This is a genomic window from Methylomonas sp. 11b (assembly GCF_000515215.1).
In the GTDB taxonomy this organism is placed as follows: domain Bacteria; phylum Pseudomonadota; class Gammaproteobacteria; order Methylococcales; family Methylomonadaceae; genus Methylomonas.
Genome location: NZ_KI911557.1, coordinates 4,924,008 through 4,947,694, shown reverse-complemented (window position 1 = coordinate 4,947,694; position 23,687 = coordinate 4,924,008). Strand labels below are relative to the sequence as shown.

Annotated in this window: 17 protein-coding genes; 1 reads left to right on the top strand and 16 read right to left on the bottom strand. The window is 52.7% G+C overall.

The window, feature by feature from the left end:
- Positions 1-60 precede the first annotated feature (60 nt).
- The 9 genes from METH11B_RS0123700 to METH11B_RS0123660 all read right to left on the bottom strand — a co-directional run bounded on the left by METH11B_RS0123700 (position 61) and on the right by METH11B_RS0123660 (position 13,994).
- The gene (locus tag METH11B_RS0123700; protein WP_036278227.1) at positions 61-1,131 is read right to left on the bottom strand and encodes a FecR family protein; all 1,071 of its coding nucleotides are present in this window, start codon (positions 1,129-1,131) and stop codon (positions 61-63) included.
- A gap of 68 nt (positions 1,132-1,199) precedes the next feature.
- Positions 1,200-1,715 (bottom strand): RNA polymerase sigma factor, encoded by a 516-nt coding sequence (locus METH11B_RS0123695; RefSeq protein WP_026604165.1) that lies wholly within the window; start codon positions 1,713-1,715, stop codon positions 1,200-1,202.
- 238 nt (positions 1,716-1,953) lie between these two features.
- Entirely contained in the window at positions 1,954-2,907 is a 954-nt protein-coding gene (locus METH11B_RS0123690) for an IS110 family transposase (RefSeq protein ID WP_026604164.1), read from the bottom strand.
- Between the two features lie 356 nt (positions 2,908-3,263).
- On the bottom strand, positions 3,264-4,190 hold the full coding sequence (locus tag METH11B_RS0123685; RefSeq protein WP_026604163.1) for a LysR substrate-binding domain-containing protein: 927 nt from the start codon (positions 4,188-4,190) through the stop codon (positions 3,264-3,266).
- A gap of 433 nt (positions 4,191-4,623) precedes the next feature.
- Entirely contained in the window at positions 4,624-8,550 is a 3,927-nt protein-coding gene (locus METH11B_RS28120) for a PAS domain S-box protein (RefSeq protein ID WP_026604162.1), read from the bottom strand.
- Between the two features lie 49 nt (positions 8,551-8,599).
- Complete coding sequence (locus tag METH11B_RS0123675; RefSeq protein WP_026604161.1) at positions 8,600-9,742, bottom strand: response regulator; 1,143 nt, start codon at positions 9,740-9,742, stop codon at positions 8,600-8,602.
- A 236-nt stretch (positions 9,743-9,978) separates the two neighbouring features.
- Entirely contained in the window at positions 9,979-11,460 is a 1,482-nt protein-coding gene (locus METH11B_RS0123670; RefSeq protein ID WP_026604160.1) for an N-acetylmuramoyl-L-alanine amidase, read from the bottom strand.
- 9 nt (positions 11,461-11,469) lie between these two features.
- On the bottom strand, positions 11,470-12,843 hold the full coding sequence (locus tag METH11B_RS28115) for a hypothetical protein (protein ID WP_026604159.1): 1,374 nt from the start codon (positions 12,841-12,843) through the stop codon (positions 11,470-11,472).
- Between the two features lie 110 nt (positions 12,844-12,953).
- Complete coding sequence (locus METH11B_RS0123660) at positions 12,954-13,994, bottom strand: M14 family metallopeptidase (protein ID WP_036276399.1); 1,041 nt, start codon at positions 13,992-13,994, stop codon at positions 12,954-12,956.
- Between the two features lie 468 nt (positions 13,995-14,462).
- On the opposite strand from METH11B_RS0123660, the gene METH11B_RS29310 reads away from it, so the two are divergent.
- Positions 14,463-15,068, top strand: coding sequence for a hypothetical protein (locus tag METH11B_RS29310; RefSeq protein ID WP_155931186.1), 606 nt, complete (start codon positions 14,463-14,465; stop codon positions 15,066-15,068).
- 85 nt (positions 15,069-15,153) lie between these two features.
- Here the strand turns inward: METH11B_RS29310 and METH11B_RS0123650 are convergent, their stop codons facing one another.
- From METH11B_RS0123650 to METH11B_RS28110, 7 genes are all read right to left on the bottom strand, one after another.
- Positions 15,154-16,584, bottom strand: coding sequence for a glutamate-cysteine ligase family protein (locus METH11B_RS0123650; RefSeq protein ID WP_026604156.1), 1,431 nt, complete (start codon positions 16,582-16,584; stop codon positions 15,154-15,156).
- A 114-nt stretch (positions 16,585-16,698) separates the two neighbouring features.
- Entirely contained in the window at positions 16,699-17,058 is a 360-nt protein-coding gene (locus METH11B_RS0123645; protein WP_026604155.1) for a DUF4186 domain-containing protein, read from the bottom strand.
- 10 nt (positions 17,059-17,068) lie between these two features.
- Positions 17,069-18,082 carry a dihydroorotate dehydrogenase-like protein gene (locus METH11B_RS0123640; protein WP_026604154.1) on the bottom strand — a complete coding sequence of 338 codons (1,014 nt, stop codon included), beginning with the start codon at positions 18,080-18,082 and terminating at the stop codon, positions 17,069-17,071.
- The gene (gene nifJ, locus METH11B_RS0123635) at positions 18,075-21,707 is read right to left on the bottom strand and encodes a pyruvate:ferredoxin (flavodoxin) oxidoreductase (protein WP_026604153.1); all 3,633 of its coding nucleotides are present in this window, start codon (positions 21,705-21,707) and stop codon (positions 18,075-18,077) included. Before nifJ ends, METH11B_RS0123640 begins: the two co-directional genes overlap by 8 nt.
- A 311-nt stretch (positions 21,708-22,018) precedes the next feature.
- Positions 22,019-22,561 carry a hypothetical protein gene (locus METH11B_RS0123630; protein ID WP_026604152.1) on the bottom strand — a complete coding sequence of 181 codons (543 nt, stop codon included), beginning with the start codon at positions 22,559-22,561 and terminating at the stop codon, positions 22,019-22,021.
- Positions 22,562-22,652: 91 nt separating this feature from the next.
- Positions 22,653-23,117, bottom strand: coding sequence for an SRPBCC family protein (locus METH11B_RS0123625; protein ID WP_026604151.1), 465 nt, complete (start codon positions 23,115-23,117; stop codon positions 22,653-22,655).
- Positions 23,118-23,289: 172 nt separating this feature from the next.
- On the bottom strand, positions 23,290-23,661 hold the full coding sequence (locus METH11B_RS28110; RefSeq protein WP_026604150.1) for a hypothetical protein: 372 nt from the start codon (positions 23,659-23,661) through the stop codon (positions 23,290-23,292).
- Between the last annotated feature and the right edge of the window lie 26 nt (positions 23,662-23,687).

The window sequence follows — 23,687 nt, the reverse complement described above, 5'->3', positions numbered from 1 at the left end:
TCCCCCTGGCTCCCCTTTATGCTCCCATGGGTAGTTTTTCAATGGGGGAAGTAACAGCGCCTAACGCAGAACGACCAAATACGGCGTGACGCTGACAATCTGCAACTCCGGCACGGCGGCGTTTAAACTGGCGATGGCTTGATCCAGCGCGTCCAACCGAAACAAACCGCTGATCCGCTTGTCGGCCAGGGCCGGATTCAGCAACACCACTCGTCCGGGCCGGTATTGATTGATTTGCGCGACGGCTTGGTGCAGCGGCAAACCATCAAACTCTAGATAGCCGTCGCGCCACAGCGCCATATTCTCGGGCCGTTTTGCGGCTTGTAAGGCGATAGCGTGGCCGCTTATCAAAGCCGATTGTCCGGCTGTCAGCCGTTCGCGGTGCTGTTGGGCATCCTGGATTTCGACGATGCCCTCGACCAGTTCGACCTGGGTTTGCGCAGACTGGCGCTGGACGCTGAAAGCAGTGCCAACCGCCCGGACTTCGCTGCCGGCGCTGCTGACCACAAACGGCCGTTGCGGATTTTTAGCCACTTCGAAAAAAGCTTCGCCCGTCAACAGCTCCACCCGGCGCACGTTATCGTCGAAATGAATCGCCAGCGCCGTGGCCGTGTTGAGCATTACTCGCGAGCCGTCGGCCAAGGTTACGGTGCGTTGCTCGCCCTTGCCGGTAAGATAATCGGCCCGCCAGAATGCCGGTGGATACAGCGCGGTCAGCGTCACCGCCAGCAATGCACAGCAAGCTACCGCCAAAGTGAGAGAACGGCGGCTGCGGGTTCTGGTATTGACGCGACCTTTAAGACTCCTAAGGCCGTCATTCCCGCGCAGGCGGGAATCCAATTTGGCAACCGGGCGGCTTACCCGTACACCCTCATCGTGCGCTTGCCAACCACCCTCCCCCGATAAGGGTTGCGCACCGGGAATGACGCGGCGGCCACGCAGTTGTCCCAAGCCCGCCCACAGTTTTTCGGCGCGTTGCCAGGCTTGTTCGTGCGTGCTATCGGCGGCCCGCCAGGCATTCAGTTCTTGCTGCGCGGAGGTGGAAAACTCACCGGAATGCAGTTGGCTCAGCCAAGCGCAAGCCTGTTCCAGCAAGCGCTCGGCATCGTCCGGCATCGGTTCGGTGGACATCATCAAATCCTGAGTGAGCGAAAGGGGAGATATATCATAGACGAGGCCGGCAGCCTAAACCACAGTGGCTATGTGGATTGGCCCAACGTTTTAGCGCAATGCACCAAGGCTTTTTTGATGTTTTCTTCCACGGTGCGAAGAGAGATGTTCAGCATTTCGGCGATTTCGCGCTGCCTCAAGCCCTCGAAGCGGTTAAGGTAAAAAATCCGCTGACACAGCGGGGACAAGTTGCTCATGCCCTCGATCAGGCGATCTAAATCCTGCTCACCCAGCGCCACGGTTTCCGCGCAGCGCAGGTCTTCGACTTCCGGCGGCGTATCCTCCGGCCATTCCACAATCGCGGCACTGCGCACGGTCTGACTGCGATAGTAATCAATCAACAGGTTTTGCGCGGTACGGAACAGATAGGCTTTCAGATTGCCGACACCACTCAAGTCCTCGCTGCGGCATAAGCGCACGAAGGCTTCTTGGCAAATGTCGGCGGCGGTTTCCCGGCAGCGTAGTCGCGAATACAGCACAGTCTCCAACTCGCCGTGGCAACTGACGTATAGCTCTTGAAGGGATTGATGGGCTGGGAAAGACATTTGCCGGCTTAATGGTTTCGGTATCAGGGCGTAAACCGAAAGTTGTCAGCAAATTTAAAGCCGGACCAGGAATATTTTGCTCAATCAAACAGCTAGAAAATTGGCAAGACTCCAAATCCGATAGTTTTTTATTAATCTATGTTAAATAAAACTGGTGAAGTACCCGATTTCACACACATTGCTAACCCGGCCCTTTTATCACTGGTATGCTGTTCGGGCTGAGATTCTATGGTTTTCGTCAAGCTGCATTGTTGAGGCAAGCAATTTTCTGAGCGTCAAATCGGGCATCGGCTTGTTGCCAAAGCGAGAATGCGATGCGTAATAATTTTCTGGCGATAATCACTAGCGCCTGAGTTGCCGAGAACTCTCTGGCTCTTAACTCTTGGTAATAGGGTTTCCACACAGCCGTTTTGGCGGCTGCCTGGGCGCAGTTGTATAACAGCCGTCTCAGTTCACCCGGTCCCCGTTTGGATACGCGTCGGCGGCCCCGCTTTTGGCCTGAGTCACAGGCTCGGGGATCCAGCCCGACAAAGGCTACTACGGCATCGCTGCGGCTTAACGGGACCCGATCAAACAAGACAGCCAGCTGTGTTGAGGTTTGCCGGCCAATACCCGGTATGCTCTCAAGACGTCGGGCCTCGGCTTTCAGTGCAGGCTGCAAAGTTAATAAGTCATCCAGTTGCTGATCGATATGCTTGAGCAATCCGTCCAAGGCGACCACGGTATCAATGAGTGGCGCTTCAAGTTCCTTCACGCTTCGCAAGGCTTTTTGCAGAGCTTGACGATGCTTGACGACCGTCGCACGGCGCCGTTGCAGTAAAGTCACTTGGTGCTGCATCGCCGAAGCAGGTTGATAGGGACGTAAATGACCCCGTTCAGCGGTGATAAATCGCCGGATCATTTGGGCGTCCACTCGATCCGTCTTGCCCCGTCTGCCCAAACCCAGGGCATAATGGCGCATATCCCGTGGGTTCAGCACATAGACGACCATGCCCATCAATACCGCTTGCTCTGCCATGAGTTGATGATAATCGCTGGTGGCTTCCAGGCCAATATAACTCCCGGTCGGTAACGTCTTCAGCCAGGCATTGATGGCCTCTGCCGTATTGGCAAGCGTCAACAAACCCTGCTCTGAATCTATCACCAGTTCATCTTTTGCTACATCGATACCGATCAACATTTCGCTTGTCATACGTCCTCCACCTGTTGAAAAATAAGAGAGTCGGGGTGGTGCGTCTGCCGAGTAAGCTTGTGCACAAATCGGCGGTCTAACCGCTAGATTCTTCATCGACTCTGGAAGACGCGATGGGATGATTTCTCAGTGAGGTCTGTCTTAGCAGATGCTTGTCGATGTCCCTCCATCCCGACAACCAAAGTCTCCCCGATTCTCTTAACCTTTACCATACAAGCTCGTCGAAGCCCAGGCCGCTTGCGCCCTTCGATAGACCCAGTACCCTCAAGGGCATTAAGGCGAACGGTATGCAAGGACCGGGTAATAGCAAAACCCACCCGGCAGACACTTACTACCCGAATCCATTGTCCGACAGATTAACAATCGTCAAATCCCTCGCCCCTTTCCCGACTTTTCCGCGCGGCTTCCGCCAACAATTCATCGATAAAATAACGACAGTAGTTGGGCACATAAAGTTGTTTCAGATAAGCAATCTTAGTCGTGGAACTGGGTATTAAGCCGGACAGATCTATGGCAACCAAATCGGCATCCTTGCCTGCTTCGTATGCCGTACCGGCGATAATTCCCACTCCCATTCCCAGGCGCACATAGGTTTTAATCACGTCGGAATCGGCGGCCGCCAAGGTAATATCCAATGGTAAATGGGCGCTATAAAAGGATTTTTCTATGGTGGTACGACCGGTAAAGCCAGGGGTGTAGGTCAGAATCGGCTCGGCTGATAGCCGTTGCAGGCTTATTTTGCCTTCCGCCAGCGGATGACCGAGTGGCACCACGGCGACGTGATGCCAGTGATAACAGGGCTTAACCACTAATTTATCGTCTTCATCCAGTTTTTCGGTGCAGATGGCGATGTCGGCTTGATGCCGATGCAACAAATTAATCAGATTATCCGGCGACGATTGCACCATATAGATTTTAATGCCCGGATATTTGCGCCTAAACCGGCCTATCGGTTCCGGCAGTAAATATTTGGCCTGCGTATGAGTGGTCGCTATCCTCAACGTGCCGTTACTATTTTCCAGAAAATCGTCGGCAATCAGTTGGATATTTTTTTTAGCCTGATTGATTAAATCAACTTCTTCCATGATCTTTTCGCCCAAGGGCGTCAAGCCAGTCAGCTTTTTGCCCTGTCTGACGAACAGCGGCGAGCCCACTTCTATTTCAAACAACTGGAGTTGCCGGCTGACCGCCGATTGCACGACGTGCATTTTTTCCGCGGCTTTGCTCAAATTGCAATCGGTTTCCTGCAAAACTCGCAGCAATTCCAATTGATTAAGATTCATAGGCTTGCTCCTAAAAAAATTCCGGGATTCAAAGCAAAATTTTATTACTAACCTATACTGTAATTCGACGTTGCGATGAGAATCTATTCTTTCGATATAAAAATCACATTATATCGTTTTATTTTAGAGGTTCCGTTCATTAACATGACAAATCAACCAGGTGATTTCGTCGGCTTTTGTTAGTGAGAGGCAGACCTCCTCCTAGCGACAGGGATGTTTTGATGGCGGGTTGCATAAACCCGCCATTTTTTTCGCCCCCCGTCCCGAGCACATGAGTTCAATTAAGCGTTGATTGAGTCATTCCCTAGGCGGCGGACGAACACTTAATCCACGCGGTTTTGACCCGCCCCAATGAATATCGCTGCTGCCGCGAAAACGGCAGCCCAGAGACTATGACGAATTGGCTGATGGCAAAAACAGTTTCGGAGTTGCCCTAACCATTGACAGCCCGTTTACTATGCAACTCCGCCAGAATAGTTTCCAGCGTATTGGCCAAATTCTCGGCTAGTTCAATCGCGTCATCGGCTTGATCCTTAGCGGCCACTTCGGCTTGCTGCGCCAAACTCTGTATTTGCTGAATCTCGAAAATGCCAGCAAAACCTTTCAAGTTATGCGCCACAAATTTAATTGCGGCATAGTCGCGCTGCTGAGAGGCTAGTCTTAATTTATCGACATTAGCGTGCTGCGCGCCATCCAGCGCGTTGTCTATCAATTTGTCTATAAAGGCCTGACGACCGTCAAAACGCTGCTGTAAGGCCTCCCAATCGATCAGGCTTTCGGTCACTACCGCCGCCATAGCCTCATTTGCCGTTTCCGGACTGTCGATTACCGCTGCGAGCTCGCCCTTTCCACTGGCTTCACCAGATACTTTGATGATCGACACATGCTGCCGCAATGCGCCCACCAGGGCGTTGGCATCAATCGGTTTGGTAACGCGATCACGCATCCCCATTTCCAGGCAACGCTGCCGCTCCTCGGGCATGGCGTGAGCGGTCAAACCGATGATAGGTAAATCCGGCGCGATTTCCAGTATACGCCGCGCCGCTTGATAACCGTCCATCACCGGCATCTGAATATCCATCAGCACCGCGTCGAAACCGGCATAGCCGACTTCTTCCAAGCGATCCAGCGCCTGTTGACCGTTTTCCGCAAAAGTTACCTGCGCACCTTCGTGGCTCAGCAAATCCTCCAACACCAATCGATTTAAAGCCACGTCTTCCGCAGCCAATATTTTAAAGCCGCGCAAGCGTCCGCCGTTGTCCTGGTGATAATCGGCCGAATGCTCGACACCGGCATCCGTCGCCGGTAGCGGCACACTCAAAGTGAATTTGCTGCCCGCCCCCAGCGTACTTTTGACGACAATATCGCCCCCCATCAAGTTGGCAAGATCCCGACTAATCGCCAACCCTAAACCGCTGCCGCCAAATTTACGGGTGGTAGAGTTATCCGCTTGCTCGAAAGCGGTAAATAGACGACCAATCTGCTCGGCGGTCATGCCGATACCGCTGTCCGTCACGCTGATGTCCGTCATATCTTTCTGCCGAGAAATTTCCAGGCTGACATAGCCTTGATCGGTAAACTTCACGGCATTTGACAATAAATTGACCAAAATCTGCCTTAGTCGCAACGGGTCGCCGTTCACCCATTCCGGCAAGTCTTGGGGACGATGCACTATTAAATCGAGTTGCTTTTCCTTGGCACGCATATCCACCAGGCTGATGGCATCTTGAATCAACGCATCCAGGCGAAACGGATGCTCGTCCAAGGTCATTTTGCCGGCCTCGATTTTGGAAAAATCCAGGATGTCGTTAACTACGCTAAGCAAGTGCATGCCGGCATCGTAAATACGGGCGCTGTTTTCCTTAATGTTCCGCCCGGCATTGTCGCGCAGGCTAATTTTGGCCAGACCAATAATGGCATTGAGTGGCGTGCGGATTTCATGACTCATATTGGCAAGAAATTCGCTTTTCATGTGCACCAGGTGTTCGGCCTCCAAACGCGCGGCTTCGTGCGCCTGTTCTACCGCCTTGCGATGACTGATGTCGCGCATGACGCCGATGTAAGTACTGCCGAAATCATCCATCAATTCGTTGACGCTCAACTCTATCGGCACCAGCAGTCCATCTTTACGTTTGCCTTCCACCTCGATCCGCCGGCCTATAATCACGCGTTCCTTGGTGTTGTCCAGATGCCGGCTCAAATAACCGTCATGCTCGGAATAGTAAGGCTCCGGCATCAACATCTTCACATTCTGCCCCAATAATTCGTCTTCCTCGTAGCCGAACAAATCGCCGATGGCATCGTTAACCAGCAGCATGATGCCTTTGCTATCAATCAATACAACGGCATCGGACATAGTCCGCAGCACCGCTCTGGTTCTGGCTTCGCTGGTGACTAATGCCGCCTTGGCACGTTTGTTTTCGCTAATATCGCGCACTGTAGCCTGCACTACAATTTCACTGTCGATCTCCACCCTGCTGAGTTGCACTTCGGCGTAAAAAGTTTCGCCGTTTAAACGTTTGTGCAGCCATTCGAAGATAACCGAGCCATTGGCGATAGCCAGCTCAAGCTTTTCACTCGCCAACTCGTTGGATGTTCGGCCATCAGGCTGGTATTCCGGCGACAATGAAGCCGGAGTTTGCGCTAAAAACTCTTGTTCATCCCGGCAAGCAAACAGATTGAGTGCCGCTGGGTTAACCGAGATAAAGCCACGGCTGGCACTGAGGGTCATGAGTGCATCCCGCGAAGATTCGAACAGCGCCCGATGGCGCTGCTCGCTGGCTTGCAAAGTGTGTATCGCCTGTTTTTGCGCGGAAATGTCTCTGATAAAAGCACTGAATTCGATGGCCTTTCCCAAGTTATTGGGCGTGATAGCCAATTCAATCGGAAACTCATGCCCGTCGCGGTGCAGCGCCACCACTTCAATTCGCTGGTTCAAGACCGTTCCTCGCCCCATGTCCAAATAGCGCCGCATACCTTGCTGATGGGCTTGCCGATAGCGCTCCGGAATGATCACGTCGTGCAACAGGCGGCCCAAGACTTCGGCGGCCGGCCAACCGAATATCTGTTCGGCCTGGCGATTCCAGCCGTTGATAAAACCATCGGCATCCATCTGCACTAAGGCATCCAAAGCAGTATCGACAATACTACGGATGCGGATCTCGTCCTCGCGCCTCGCGGTTAACAGCGCAGCAAAGCCATCGGCCATTTCGTTAAAACTCTCCGCAACCTGTCCGATTTCATCACGCATGGTTAACGGCATTCTTTGCTGAAAATCGCCGCCGGAAAACGCTTTTGCGGTTTTCGCCAGCCTCTCTACGTATTGGCTAACCGCAAGATGGGCGCCAATCGCAAAATAAATTATCAGCATAAATATAAAACCGGGGATGCCTATGCTCAGCGCTAGCGTCGTTTTCGCCGCACCAATTCTAGCCTCGATCAGTTGTTCGGCTGCCGGAATAAAGCTGTCGTAAATTTCGGAATAAGCGGCATCCAGCGCTATCGTAACGGTCGAATAAAAGTATTCCGGATTGATGGAGAATTTTTCCTGAACAATATCGGCAATTACATGCTGAGTAATCAGACTGGCTGCATTGACAATATTTTCCCTGGTGTTGGCTAGTATCGGGTGCAGTTCCGGTTTATAGCGTTTAAAGTCATGAGTCGTTTCTTCAATGACCCTGATGCCGGATTCGATTCTGTCCTTAATCAGGTAAATTTCGATTTTTTCCTGATCGTTAATCTGCTTTTTGGTCAGTACCCCAATGCCATAAGCGCGCAACTGCGCAACCCCTTCCAAAGCCTTTGGCATTTGTTCGGTTACCAGCATGATCAGATGGTAGGAATCCAGATTGGAGTCGGTGAACAACAAGGATTCCTCGCCAATCAGTTCCTCTAAATCCAATAACTTCTCTACCAAACGGCTGTGTAAGCGGTAGCTTTCTTGAATGCTTAGATTGGCAGCGTTTTGCCGGAGTTGTTCCCAATCGTTTTTTATATCCGCGTATGCAGCAGCCGTCAACGAATCCGCTACCAGCGTTTGCCCCAAAGCCGATAAGGCCGCAGCGACTTTGGTTTCCGATATGTCACGTTTATCGCGCAAACTCTCTATGCCGCCGAGCACCGCTACGGTAATGCCCCTATGCTGCTGCACAAATTGCATGGTCTGCGTAATATGCTTGATTTGTAACAGTCCTTGCAGCTCGCGCTCCGAATCCAGAATCACCCGATTCAGACTTTGATACAGGCCGTAAAACACCACGGCAACCGCCAGCAGCGACAGAAAACCTATCACCACAAACTTCTTGCTGAAACTCAATCGATTCATCAGCGCCACGGCGGGCGAAAACAAAGCTTGCATAGGCAATCCTCGGTGCGAATATTAGATCGGTAGCGATTCAGGCGGGTACTTAGCGGCTATCCTCGGCCGATAACAGCAAGGCTTTTTGCTTTTCGACAATTTTGTTCAAACGTAAGGCCAGCCGGTTATCGTTCTCGAACAGGTTGTCCATTTGCGAAGTGAGTTCGTCCACGTAACCATGTAGCAAAAACTCCTGGCTATCGGTCAACCCTAGATGAATAAAGGCGCTTTCCATATTCATTTTGTGCTGTTCGGCCAAATTCACCATCTGCGAGTGATTGCTTTGTTGATTGGCCTCGATCTCGATCAATAAATCGGTCAATTCTTTCACACCTTCCAGGCGGGCATTCGCTTCCTGTAGCCGTTGTTGTTCGCTAATCATGGCTTCGACGCGGGCACCGGCACCTTCGGCAAGTATCGCCAGATGATCGCGCAATCGGCCAATCGCATCCGGATCATCGGTATCCAAGCCGGTCACCAATAGCGTCACATGCGGAAAATTAAACACCAAGCGATCACCGGCCTGATAAATTCGGCCCAGCTTGGCCACGTAGGTAAGGATGGAGGCTTCGAGCGGAGTACAGATTGTTTCCGGACTAAAGTCGTATTCGTTGGCGGTATCGGTCAATTTCACCAAACCGTTTAGATCGTATTGCTGCAAGGTCTCGATTAACAAACTACCCAATTGCTGAAACGTATTGCATTGAAACGATGAGCGTAAGAACTGCAACACCGTGCCGGTTTCGCCCAAACTGGACATAGCGGTGAATGCGGTTTTTTGCGCATAAGACAGTTGCGATTGCAATTGCCGTTTTTGCTGCTCGGCTTCGATAGCCAAATCGACCTTACGCAGCAACACGTCTTTTTTGGCATTTTTCGGAATAAAATCGTTACCGCCGGCATCGAACGCGGTCAGCAAAATCTCCAGATCGTCGTGGGCGGAAACAAACATGACCTGCACATCGTCATTGCCGTCGGCGCGAATCTGCCGACAAACCTCGATACCGCTGAGGCCCGGCATTTCGATATCCAGCAAAATCAGATTGGGGGCCAAATCCATCGCCGCCAAACATTCCTCGCCATTGGCAAACTCGTGGAGTTGATAGTCATGCCCCTGCAATTGGTCGGTTATGACCAAACGCAACAGAGCATCGTCATCCACTACAAAAATACAGAATGGTTTTTCGGGCATGATATTTCCTGGGTTGCTGGAATTGCGGGTGAGGCGATAGAGTGTGCCAAATAAGCATAGCGGTCCGGGCCAAAATTGCCTGACCGCTTACTTAAACCATCTTAACAGCCGCAGCGAACATTCATGCCGGCGGCCGGGCAGAACTGTGACGGCCGCATCGGTTGTGAGAATAACCTTGTGATAAGGAGCCACAAATACCTGATCACCAGCCAGGCATTGGCTTATACCAGCGCGAATCAGGCGCCGTGCGCATTGGTAATAGCCAACGCCGCCCAATCGAAGGCTGGGCCTATATCCCATTTATCGCTACGAAAATTCACATGACTGGCGATGCCGGAATAGCTCTGAAAAAAATCCAGATCGCGTTCGAATTGCTTGGCTTTGGGAGGCAAGGTTTTCGGTATGGAAAATCGCCCGCATAAATCGTTCAGCAGCAAGCGAATCGCTTCTACCTGCTGCGCTGGAAAGGTAGCGAAATACTGCTCGCCCCGATAGCTGGTTTGCATATATTTATCGGTTTGGATTTTGTCGCAGTATTTAGTACCGAATAACTCGGTTTGGCCTCGCCGCGGCGGCCACCAATTCAAGACCTCCGGATTATCCGCCGCCGGCCGCAATGGCCCCACATTGGCAATTTCTATCGCTATTGAGCGTTGATCCAGTCGGCGGTTAAATCCCTTCACCCCCAGATGATAAGCCCACTGCGTCGGATCGAACACTTCATAGACCGTGCCGTCGACATCGACCAGATAGGCTGCGGCAATATGTTGCGTATCGCCGATCCAGGTATCGAACGCCGACTTGGCTGACGAACCCGCCGTGAAGTGCAAAACAATCAGATCTTTTTTCGGCCTCTCGGTAAAAAACTGCCCGGCCGGCAAGCGGAACCGGGAGCGATTGATCTTCAAACCGGCGACCGCAGCGGCGGGTTGGTCATCGAGCACCATAGTATCGGTACTCGCCTCGCCTTCGTTCGGCGTTACCAACACTTGCGGATTCGGCCGATCTGTGGCCCCTGCCCAGAAAAAACAAGCATCCTTATCCTGATACCAGTAGCCGTTGCCGGATACCATATCCCCTGCCGTAAAGCTGACGACCTCGACTTTACTGCCGGCATCCAAGACCCGCAGCACCGGTGCGCTGACAGACGCGCGACTGCGGAGATTTACTTTACTCAGCAAGCCGATTTGCTTGCCGGCCACCAAATCGGCTGCCGGATCGGGCAACGCAGTGGCAATCAGCTTGGCAATATCGACACGGGCACCGGGGCAGTTTACCGAGGCACGAATCGCGCTATGCGACATCACATGATCCCCATCGACGGTGATATGCCAGCGGTCGGCAATCTCACGGAGCAATTTCGAGCATGCCGCTAATTGCGTGGCCGTAGGCGGGCCAAGCACCGACACTTCTAAGGCAACACCAATCGAGAAAAAATTGGGATTGGTGTTGGGCCGCTGCTTGATAAATTCGGCGGCCGGATTGACCACCAAACCGGCATGAAATGCCGTGTCGGCTTCCTGGACGTATTGATGAATCTCGCCGTTGTAGCCGATGGCGTAATGCATGGACTGTAAAGCCCCCGGCTTGTTGTAGCGCATACTGGCATCTGCCAGACTGCCATCCGCAGAATGCAGAACAATGACTTCCGGTTTGAAGCCAGCCGGGCGACCAACCCGAAAATTACCCTGTGCGCAGCCTATCCATTGCTTTTCCATAAGCCCTCCTCAACCCTGCGCCTTCAGATCGCCGCGCTCGCCCTGCAATGGATTGGAGGCTGGCGGAGTATCCGGGTTTTGCGGATCGCCACCACCCACGGCCTGCGTGGTTTGACGGATAGCTTTCTGCTCGTCATCCTTACGTGCGAGGCCGGAACGCAATTGCACCAGCTTACTCAAGGCGTTATACCAAAACGGCCCACCCAAGCTGAGCAGAAAAATCGACAAGATCAAACCGGGAATACTCACCAATTTCCAATGTTTGCACCAGTTTTCCCGGTCGACGGGCAGGCTGATCAAACCCTGCGTCGCTAGAAAATTGAGATAATAATTTTGCTTTTCCAGATCGATGCCTACTTTGGCTTTATTAGCGTCTTCCGTCGGCGCCTCGGCACCCTGCCCTTCGGTAACTTTGGCATCGGCTGTTTGAACCGCATCCTTTATTTGCGGATCTTCCGTCAGTTTGGGCGCCAATTCCACGAAGGCCGACCGCATTTGCTCGTCCATGGACAGACGGTTGATCAGATACACCGTGTCCAACTGCAACGCAATGGCTACCAGGGCAGCGCTGACCACGCTAACCACACGAGTGGTGGCGGTAAACCTGACGCTGACGCGATCGATCAAATGGTCGAAATTCAAACAAATTATCGCTACAAATTCGCTGGTAGCCTCTTGCAACAAAGCGTTCGAAGCGCGCACATCATGAGCAAGTTCAGGATTGGATTTTTCAAATTCCAGAGCCAGCATCCGGGTGTTTTTCAAGGTAGCGGCCGGATCTTCGATGCCGTTGTCGTGTAAAACGGATTTCAATTTATCCAGTAGATAGATTTGCTCGGCGACGACTTTCTCCAGTTTGTGATACTGCTGTTTCTTGGATTCGGCCTTGGCTTTTTTGATCTTGGCAAGCAAGCTTTCAATACCCAATCGCTTAAAAAACAGCGGACATTCCAGCAGTTTGGTTTCCAGCGCTTCCGTGGCTTGCCCGACATTGATGGTTTTGTTTGCTAGCCTGGCTTTGATCTGTTCGAATTCCGTTTTGATCGACACGTCATAGCCAGCCGCCAAATCCAGCAGAATCTTGATGAATTCTTCGCGATAGATCACTTCGCCAAACTGAAAAAACTGCAACCAATCCGGCAAACGGCATCTACAGCGGCCGCCGATAGTTCGTTGCATCAGGGTTAACGCGGCAATGGCCTCTGCCTCGGTTCGGGAAAAACGGGCATCCAGCAATTCCAGTAAGTCCGCCAAACCAGTGCGCAGATTGCGACCGCGGCTGGCCATTAAATTCAGGATTCCCTGGCTGATCAAGGTCACCGCCATGCTGACGATCAACATCACCACCGACAAACCCAATAACACATCCAGTGACTTCAACATCGCTATTCTCCTTTGGAAAACCGTTGCGGCTGACCGAATCTACCATTCCCGACAAGGCGGCGTCCAGGCTTTTGCTTTTGGTTTTTACCGCTTCCCGCCGCAGCGAAAACTCAAATGCCAGTCTCCAGAGCCAAGCGCTCCATCAAATAACACAAACAATCCTGGCGGATCACCCGTTCGTCCAGCGTTAACATCGACGGCATCGTCGGCCGTGTGATTTGCACTTGGCCATCGGTAACCGTCAGGAATTGTTCGGTAACCGGCTTGCCGTCATTGTCCTTGGCGATCAACGGCATCAGCGCGGAATCGGTGGTACCTAATACTGTACCGGCCGGAATCTCAGTGAAATTTAGACTTTCCAGTTCCGGATCAAGGCGCAGATCGACCGTAGCTTCGCTAAAGCTATAACTGACATCTTCGGCGACGGTGACTTGCGCGACGGTGTGGTAAATATCCACATCCTGCTTCGCAATCGGCTGCACCGGAAACTCATGCAAATGTAAACAACTGTCCAGAAACTGAAAGGCGTGTTCGGTGCCGTGCGGCTGACCGGGCCGGCCGCATTCTAAAGTCACCGCCGGACAAAACCCGGCGAACGCGCTGGACTGGGTACCCTTGGGATGGGTGAAATACACCAGCAAACGGCCGAACAGCGCACCCAGATGCAGAAAGTCCTTGTCCAGTTTGTTGATGCAGGCGTAATGCGGGTTCAGGCCGGTATTGTTATGCACATCAACGCTGGCAAACACGCCGCGCTGGCGCATGATCTGGCAAATCTGCGCCGCCCAAACAGTCTCCGGCGACTGCGGCAATGCAGTGCCGGGCCAAATGCGATTGAAATCCGGCTGGCAGTCAAGGCGTCTCAGGTTAAAACGCGCAGCCTGGGTATTGCCGAAAAACAAGGTCAAGCCGCGCGGCAAGCTTTGGCCGTGATATTTTTGCAACAGCTTTTGCACAGCCAGGAAGCCGGTGGATTCGTTACCGTGCAGCAGGACGGAGACAAAAAGGGTTTCGGGGCGTTTGCCGGGGAGATGGAATAGGGTTGGTTCGGGGATTAGTTTGTGCAGGGCTTCGACGGCAATGTCTAGAAGGCCGTCGGGGAGGCTTTTGAATTGTTTTAGTGTGTGGGCAGCAGGTAGTAGCGGTTGCATAGGTAATTGTTTGCGCTCAACTTTCAAGTTTGCATTACAGCACCAACATGCCCAAATATTCGGCTACTATCAATTGCCAGGCAAATTTACGACTAATAAGTGCTGGGATGAAGTTAGCATTTCCACTAATACTCATAATTGCAGGGCAAACGCTATGTTGTCGATTCCGTTCGTGGTGAGTTTATCGAACCATGAGCTTAATCAGCTTGTTCGGAGTTACCCTAGAATCGTTGCAACCGTTACCCGCGATTCACTATTTGCAACCGATTTTCCCGTGTCATTTGCTTCGATCATGACATCGTCTATGTCCACAGCTTGTTCAGCAACCAAACAGACTTTGACATACTCTTCTTTGGACTACAAACGGAATAATTGACACACTTTCGGACCTGGAGTAGTTTCTAGCTTAGTAATACAAAGGTTATTTGCTTAAAGCAAAGCAACATACATCACGCATAGGGCAAAACCATGATCAGACAATATTTCACCACCTTTCTATTTATAGCAATTTTCGCTTCAAACAGTGTTTTGGCAAGCACGATTTTAAGTGGCACGATGACGGTAGACGACGCTTTTTCTGTTTACGTTAGCACGTCTGAATCCAGTCAAGGCGAGTTTTTGATCTCAGGAGATTACTGGCCAATAACCCGTTCTTTCAATTTCGCATTGGAACCAAGTCAGACTTACTATCTTCATGTTGTAGCACAAGATGTTTACGGCTCCCCAAGTGGTTTTCTAGGGAGCTTCAACTTATCTGACTCGACCCACACGTTCTCGAACGGGACACAATCACTATCGACGAACTCGAATAACTGGTTTGTGAATACAACGGGCTTTGGCGCCCCATACTTTTCACCCACCGCTTTTGACAGCCAGACCGCACTTTCGACCTGGGGGACTTTACCGGGCATCGATCAATCGGCGGATTGGATATGGTCAGGATCATACGGAACAACTGGTATCGCTTACTTTTCGACAGTGATTGCCCCAGTGCCCATCCCTTCCGCATTCTGGTTATTCTTTACTGGAACACTTTGTTTGAACCGCATTTATCGACGCGCTTTCCTTAACTAATTTTCATCACCTCGTTTGGCGGGACACGCTAACGGTTCCGCCAAACGATGATCGACCAATCTGCGGATCGCCTGACGGCAGTCGCCTACAATCGCCAAACCGCTACAGCCTCCTCGCTCCGCTGCCGCTGCAAATAAACCCGCGTCAGCTCCACAAATTCGCCCGGATTATTCTTGATAAACCGCCGCTGCCACTGGCTACCGGTTTGCTGGCTGGCGAGGCGCAGGCGAACCACATCCAAATAATTATCTCGGTCGGCGCTACTGATACCCAAAGCCTGCAATCCCAGAGCGGCACGCGGCAATAGCTCCTGCTCGATCAGCACCGCCAACCGTAGTTTATGTTCACCAAACCAGACGACATGGCTATCCAAACCGTGCCGCGCGGCTTGATAAAAATTATCCTTGGCTTGGGCGAAGGATAACTCCGCCCCGCCCACCTGGCGTTCGTCGGCTAGATTTTTAACCAACCCGTAATAAAACGCGGCATTGGCGATCATGTCCAACACGGTCGGCCCGGCGGCCGGGGTGCGATGTTCGATGCGGATATGTGGAGTGCCGTCTGCATCGAAACCCACCAGCGGCCGATTCCAGCGCCAGATCGTGCCGTTATGTAAGCGTAAGTGCTGAAACGCTTCCGGTGCGTCATCAAAATATTCAGGCAATAGTATCGGGAAATGCTGCTGGTTTTCGACAAAGCATTCCAGTATCGACTGCCGGGCAAAATCGGAACCAAAACTAACCCGGTGCAACGGCCCATCGGCGGCGCCGGCATAGCCGCCGGTGGCAATAGCCTGCTCGAACAACGGGATGCGGGTTTCGGCCCACAGATCCTTGCCAAATAAAAATGGCGCATTCGCGTCCAAAGCCACCATCGCCGCCGAGGCAATAATTGAGGCGTTGTAAATGTGGTGGGCGATACTGAGTGGAGTTTGGATGTGCAATTGAAAGGAGGTCGTGGCCGCTTCCAGCATGACGTCGTGGTGCTCAACTTTCAAATGCTCATGGCCGCAAATATCCAGCACGATAGGCCGTCCCCGGCAGCGCAAAATTTGTTGGTTCAAGGCCCGGTAGCGGTTCATATCGGACATATTGCCCAAGTGCAGATCGCTTTGTTGCAGAGTCGGCAGGGTACCTATCGTCAACAGATTCAAATCCATTTGCCGGGCATGCTGTTCGGCTTGGCGCCAGGTGCTTTGCAAATCGCTGTGCATGCGACTGAACGCATCGCCGGTCAAAGGCAATGGCGGCGTGTTGAGTTCGATATTGAATTTGGCCAGTTCCGGCCCGGCCATGGGATGGGCAAAGGATTGCAGAAAAGTCTGATTCAATGGCGCTGGCCGCATCTGGTCGTCCAACAACCAGGCTTCGACTTCAAAACCGGCCACCGGCTCGGCTTCCGAACAGGCGCGATTTTTGATCAGTCTAACGAGTAGTTCAGTTTCCGTGGATAAGCGTTGCCGGAAGCGCTGAAAGTCGACATCTTGATAGGCTGCGGCATGAATTTCTTGACCCATGACATTTGCGCTCGTGATCCGGAGAACAGGTTGAGATTGTAAGATCGTTAACGGTAAAGCGCGAATTTAGTCTAACCAAGCAGAGTGCTGATCTGCCAATGTTAGGAAATAAATTTAATTAGCGGCAACTGCAATCCTTAACCACCGCTCTAGCACCGCACAGACGTAAGCTTGTTCCTCGACACTCAACTCCCTGCCCTGCGGAATTTTATGCCATTTTTCCAGACAACCCCGGCAACAGCAGGCGGTGGCGTGTTGCGCGACAAACACCGGATGGCCGCGAAACGGGGTTTGTTTGCCGTCGTTGCGCGGCTCGGCTGCGGCCAGGCGTTTGCCGATAAAGTCTTGGGCATGGCTTAATACCGTTTCCAGGCCCTTTATGCCCAAATAATCCAAATCCTTGCCGTGCAGATGAAACTGGCTGCGAAACTTGGACTTAGCCAAGCCGGCAAACAGTTCGTCCAAATCCCGCACGGCTTTAACGCTATCTCAACACGCCGGCAGAGGGCGTGTAACTGTCCAACACATGAATGTAATTGGCGCGCTCATATGCACTGGGGTCGATGGCGTGCTGTTGGCTGACGCTGCCTTTCAATTGGCTAATGGACTCGTATTCATGTTCGATTAGCCATTGCTCCAGTTCAGCACGAATTTCGCTGAGTTTGCCGACGCCTTGCTCCAGCAATACGCTACAGAAATGCACGACGTCGGCACCCGCCAACAAGGCTTTGATCACATCCGCACTCTGATGAAAACCGCCGGTTACCGCAAGCGACATTTTAACCCGACCATACAGCAAGGCGGTCCAGCGAATGCGCAACAAGGCTTCCGATTGGGTAGACAATTGCAACTTCGGCACCACTTCCAAAGTCTCCAGATCGATATCCGGCTGATAAAACCGGTTGAATATCGCAATACCGTCGGCACCGGCTGCTTCCAGGCGTTGGGCAAAATGAATCGGCGAACTGAATTGCGGCCCGAGTTTTAAGGTCAGCGGCAGACTGACCCGGCTTTTCAATTCCCGCAGAATATCCAGATAGCGGTTTTCCACGGTTTCGCTGCTTTCGTCGGCATTAGCCGCCAGATGGTAGATATTCAACTCCAGCGCATCGGCCCCGGCTTGTTGCAGAGCTTGACCGTATTCGATCCAGCCTCCTTGAGAAATGCCGTTCAGGCTGGCGATCACCGGAATACTCAAGCTGCTTTTCAGGCGTTGCAGATGTTCCAGATATTGCTCTTGATAAGTCAGAATCTGATCGGGAACCGGATGAAAGGATTCGGCTTCGCCGTAACCAATGCCCTGTCCGTAAAAAAACCGTTCCATCTGTTGCTGTTCGGCTTCGATTTTTTCTTCAAATAACGAGGACATCACGATGGCCGCCGCCCCCGCATCTTCCAACCGACGGGCGCTATCCAAATCCTTGCTCAGCGGTGACGCAGACGGTACCAGGGGATGCGCCAGTTTCAGGCCCAAATAATTTGTCGTTAAATCAACCATGTTGGCTCTCCTGGGCAAGATCGGCTTTCAGTGCGGCTTTGGCGGCCGCGACGCTGGTGGCATCGCTCCATTCCAGCGCGGCCAGTTGTTGATAGTAGCGGTAGCGGTTTTTCACGTCCTGCTGCGCCTGTTTCAAGAACGCTTCGGCGTGATCGGGATGACTTTGCCAGAGCATGCTGAAGCGGGTTTCGCTCATCACAAACTCCCGCAGTGGCACCGACGGTTCCGCGGAATCCAGTTGCATAGGGTTCTTGCCTTGCTGGATGCGGCCGGGATTGAATCTAAACAAAGGCCAATGCCCGCTTTTCACCGCCAGATTTTGCTGTCTATGATTATTGGACAAATCCACACCATGGGCAATGCAAGGCGCGTAGGCGATGATGATGGACGGACCATTGTGGGCTTCGGCTTCCAGGAAGGCATTCAAGGTTTGCGTGTCCTTGCCGGCGTAGGCCACATGGGCGACATACACATTACCGTAATCCATCGCCAGCAAAGCCAGGTCTTTTTTCGCGGTAGCCTTACCACCGGCTGCAAATTTAGCCACCGCACCCAGCGGTGTAGATTTGGAGGTTTGGCCGCCGGTGTTGGAATAAACTTCAGTATCCAACACCAGGATATTCACGTTGCGACCGCTAGCCAATACGTGATCCAGACCGCCGTAACCAATATCGTAAGCCCAGCCGTCACCGCCGATGATCCAGACGCTTTTCTTGCAGAGATAATCGGCTAACGGTAACAATGCCTGGGCAGCCGGTTGCTTCAGCGAGGGTAAATGCTGCTTCAACTCGGCCACACGTTGGCGTTGTTCGTAAAGACCGGCTTCATCGGCTTGGTCGGCGTGTAAAATCGCATCGACCAATTCGCCGCCCAAGGTTTCTCGTAGCGACACCAGTAATTCGGCCGCATGCTCGGCTTGTTTATCGATTGCCACCCGCATGCCCAAACCGAACTCGGCGTTGTCCTCAAATAGAGAATTATTCCAGGCCGGCCCCCTGCCCTCGGGATTTTTGGTCCAGGGCGTGGTCGGCAAGTTGCCGCCATATATCGACGAGCAACCGGTGGCATTGGCTACCACCATGCGATCGCCGAACAACTGCGATGCCAATTTCACATACGGGGTTTCGCCGCAACCGACACAGGCGCCGGAGAATTCGAACAAAGGCTGTAACACCATCGAGCCTTTGATGGTGTTGGTTTTTAGCAAGCGGCGGTCATATTCCGGCAAGGACAAGAAGTAATCCCAGTTTTGGCTTTCCGGTTCGCGCAGCGGCGCTTGCGGCCGCATGTTCAGGGCCTTACGGCTGGCGTTGGATTTATCGCGGATCGGGCAAATATCCACGCACAAACCGCAGCCGGTGCAGTCTTCCGGCGCCACCTGATAACTGATTGACAGGCCGGCCGGAAAATCTTTACCCAGCATGGCCGCGTGTTTGAAGGTCTCGGGCGCATCGCTCAAGGCTTCGTTGGGCACGATTTTGCTGCGGATCGCCGCGTGCGGGCACACCATTGGGCATTTGCCGCACTGGGTACACAGATCGGTTTCCCAGACCGGAATCTCCAGCGCCAGATTGCGTTTCTCGTAAGCGGCGGTGCCGGTCGGAAAGGTCCCATCTACCGGCATAGCGCTGACCGGCAAGGCGTCACCTCGGCCGGCGATGATTTCGCCGGTAACGCGACGGATAAATTCCGGTGCGCTGTCGGCAATCAACGCGGCAATATCGAAACCGCTGTCGGCCTGTTTCGGTAACGGCACATGGCGCAGGCCGGCCAGGGTTTCGTCGATGGCTTTGAAGTTTAAATCGACGATACGCTGGCCTTTTTTGCCATAGGTTTTTTCGACGGCATGTTTAATCGCGGCAATCGCCTGCTCTTGCGGCAACACCCCGGAAATCGCGAAAAAACAAGTCTGCATGATGGTGTTGATACGTTTGCCCATCCCGGATTTTTCCGCGACCGCGTTGCCGTCGATCAGATAAAAGCGGATTTTTTTATCCAGCATTTGCTGCTGCATCTTGCGCGGCAAGGTTTCCCAGACTTCATCGACCGACGCCGGGCTATTCAACAGAAACACCGCTTTGTCGGCAGCGTTGACCAGCATGTCATAGCGCTCCAGGAACACGGTTTGATGACAGCCGATGAATTGCGCGTCGTTCTCACCGATCAAATACGTAGAGCGAATCGGCTTTGGCCCAAAGCGCAGATGCGAAACGGTAATCGCGCCGGACTTTTTCGAGTCGTAAACGAAATAACCCTGGGCATATAAATCGGTTTCTTCGCCGATGATTTTGATGGTGTTTTTATTTGCACCCACCGTGCCGTCGCTACCCAAACCGTAAAACATGGCCTGAAAGGTTTGATCGTGGGTGTCGGTGCGGTAAGCCGCGTCCCAATCTAAACTGGTATGACTAACGTCGTCGTGAATCCCGACCGTGAAGTGATTCTTCGGTTTAGCGTTTTTCAGTTCGTCGTAAACCGCCTTGATCATACCCGGCGTGAATTCCTTGGAGGACAAGCCATAACGGCCGCCCACCACTTTGGGCAGGCTGGTAAATTTTTCGCCGTCGCTGAAGGCTTGCGCGACCGCGCCCAACACGTCTTTATATAAAGGTTCGCCGTCGGCGCCCGGTTCCTTGGTGCGATCCAGTACCGCGATTTTTCGGCAACTGGCCGGCAAGGCTTCGATCAAACGCTCCGGCGCGAACGGCCGGAACAAGCGTACTTTCAACAAACCGACCGCTTCGCCCTGGCGATTCAAATAATCCAGGGTTTCTTCCACCGCCTCGGCGCCGGACCCCATAATCACGATCACCCGCTCGGCTTGCGGCGAGCCGACATATTCGAACAGCCGGTATTGACGACCAGTCAAACCGGCCAGACGGTCCATGGTTTGTTGCGCAATGTCCGGCAACGCGGCGTAGTAAGGGTTGACCGATTCCCGGCCCTGGAAATACACATCCGGATTTTGCGCAGTACCGCGCAGCACCGGATTATCCGGGGTCAAGGCTCGGCCGCGATGCTCGCTGACCCAGTTGTCGTCTATCATCGCCCGGATCACGCCGTCGTCGATCTCGACGATTTTGGCGACCTCGTGCGAGGTGCGGAAACCGTCGAAAAAATGCATGAACGGGATGCGGCTTTGCAAGGAGACGGCATGAGCCACCAGCGCCAAATCCTGCACCTCTTGCGGTGAGTTGGAGCACAACATGGCGTAGCCGGTCATCCGCGCCGACATCACATCGCTGTGATCGCCGAAGATAGACAGGCCCTGACAAGCCAGCGAGCGGGCGGCAATATGAAACACGGTCGGACTGAGTTCGCCGGCGATTTTGTACATATTCGGCAGCATCAACAGCAAGCCTTGCGAGGCTGTGAAGGTGGTAGCCAAAGTGCCGGCTTGCAGCGCGCCATGAATGGTGCCAGCCGCGCCGGCCTCGCTTTGCAGTTCGACTACGCGGGGCACAGTACCCCAAAGATTGGGTTGATCGCGAGACGCCCATTCGTCAGCCCATTCGCCCATCGCCGAGGAAGGGGTAATCGGGTAAATCGCAATCACTTCATTGAGTTTGTAGGCAATACTGGCCGCAGCCTGATTGCCGTCGATGGTGAGGGTTTGCTTTTGCATGGAATAACCTTTTCAGGAAATAAAACGGGGGAGCCGCCGGGCAAGTGCCGGCGGCTGTTTTTCTAAGATGCTCTAAGCATAGTCAAAAAATGCCTGACTAATTTTTAGTCAATTTAAAGATGTCCCAAACAGGACGGGCGATTGGCTGGTTTGCTCACGATTTGATCACAAGTTTATCCACAACTTCTGTGTATAACTGTACTTTTGGACAATGGCTGCCTGCGAAAACAATAGCCCCTAACCCATAAATTCAAGCTTGTTAATCCTCCCCCGGCAGCTTATCGGCCACCTAAAACTCGCAGTTCCTTAGTTTATTCAGACCAGTCGTCGCGCAGTACGATAGGCATCACTTTATCTTCGACTTCAATCACTGCCTTATTTAACACCACCAATTGTTTGTCCTCGACGAACTGCACACCCAACATATAAAAAATCGGCCCCCAAAACGGGTTGATCATCAAGCCACCAAGTATGCTTTTCCCGGTGCGTTGCAAATTTTTTAATGGGTTAAAAGCGACAGCCAGCGTTTGCTGGGGATGCTCGGCAAATACGTCCGTTATCGGCTTAAACGTGTGTTTATCCCGGCTTTCCAGCTCCGCCAAGGAAACCGAAAGCTTACGAGCCATTTTGTAAAAATGCAGACGCGCCGCGGTGGCCGATACCGCAAAGGCAATCGCCATCAGCGGTAACAGAATACTGGGCGGCAACAAGGGGGCGAAAGCCGGCGCCAGCAACACCAAACCATAACCCAACATCACCGTATCTTCACCGCGTTCGACATCGCGGTCCAGATTTTTAACGATAGCAACCACTTGATTGCCGGACTGATCCAAATAACCTTTGTCTTGAGCCATATTCGTCTCCTTCAGGTTGAATGTGCAGGTCTATGATTAGATGCCTGCGGATAAAAAATGTCAACTGTCTGACCGATACCGGTGCAATCGGTCACGGCTCGGCAACACCCCATTTTGCTTGCAGATAATCGCGGCGTGTATCGAAAATACGCTGCAACTTATCGCCGATAAACCCTTGCAGCAATTGCCCCAGCCAGCCCCAGGGCATCGTATAAAACACGATGTCTTCCAATACGACGCCCGCCTCGCAATGACTTAGGCAAACTTCATGGTTCCAGAACCCAAATGGACCGACCGCCTGCTGATAGACAAACCGATTCGGCTTATCACAGTGACTGACTTCCGATAACCAGGACATGGGCACGCCAAGCACTGCCTTCATCCGATAACGGATCAGCAAGCCGGGGTAAATGTCCTCGGGCACCGGCGAAGTAATATCGACATGAAAAAACTCGGGAGTGATTTGGTTTAGATGGTGCGGAGACGAGAAGAAATCCCACGCCTGCTGCTGACTAAGCGCCAAGCGTTGCTGCCGGTGGATGTGATAAATTTTCATATTAATTGCGCACGACGATGCAGGACTGCTGCGATGATAAGCAATCTACCGTAAAAAAAATTTTGCGGTAGTACTACTGCTTATGCCCATCAGTGACGCGGATGCGCCAGTCCGAAAATCAGAGCGCCCGGCGGTGAAACAATATGTCGAATTAGCCCGAACGAGCTAATAATTACTTAGTCTTGCCGCTTTCTTCCTTGATTTCCGCGATTAGATCGCCGAGGTTTTCGCGCTGTCTCAGCACGAAATTCCGGCTTTCCTCGGCGGTGCGACCACCCAGCACGATGATATCCTTGCGATGTTTATGCGCCAGATACCCCGCCAGCAATCCACCTGAGAACAAGGCGAGCGGATGCCGGATTAGCGCGCGCGTGATGCTTTGGCTGGCGTGCGTCAACCCGGAAATAACGATGCCCATGACCACACCTTTGACCAGGATCTCGCCATTGGTTGGCGGCGCCATTCTGCCTTTCTTGACTTTGCGCGTCGGCGACTTCTTAACTTTCTCGGCCACAGCTCGGTTTACTATTTTCGCTTGCGTCATATCCCTGTCTCCTGAAAATCAACACG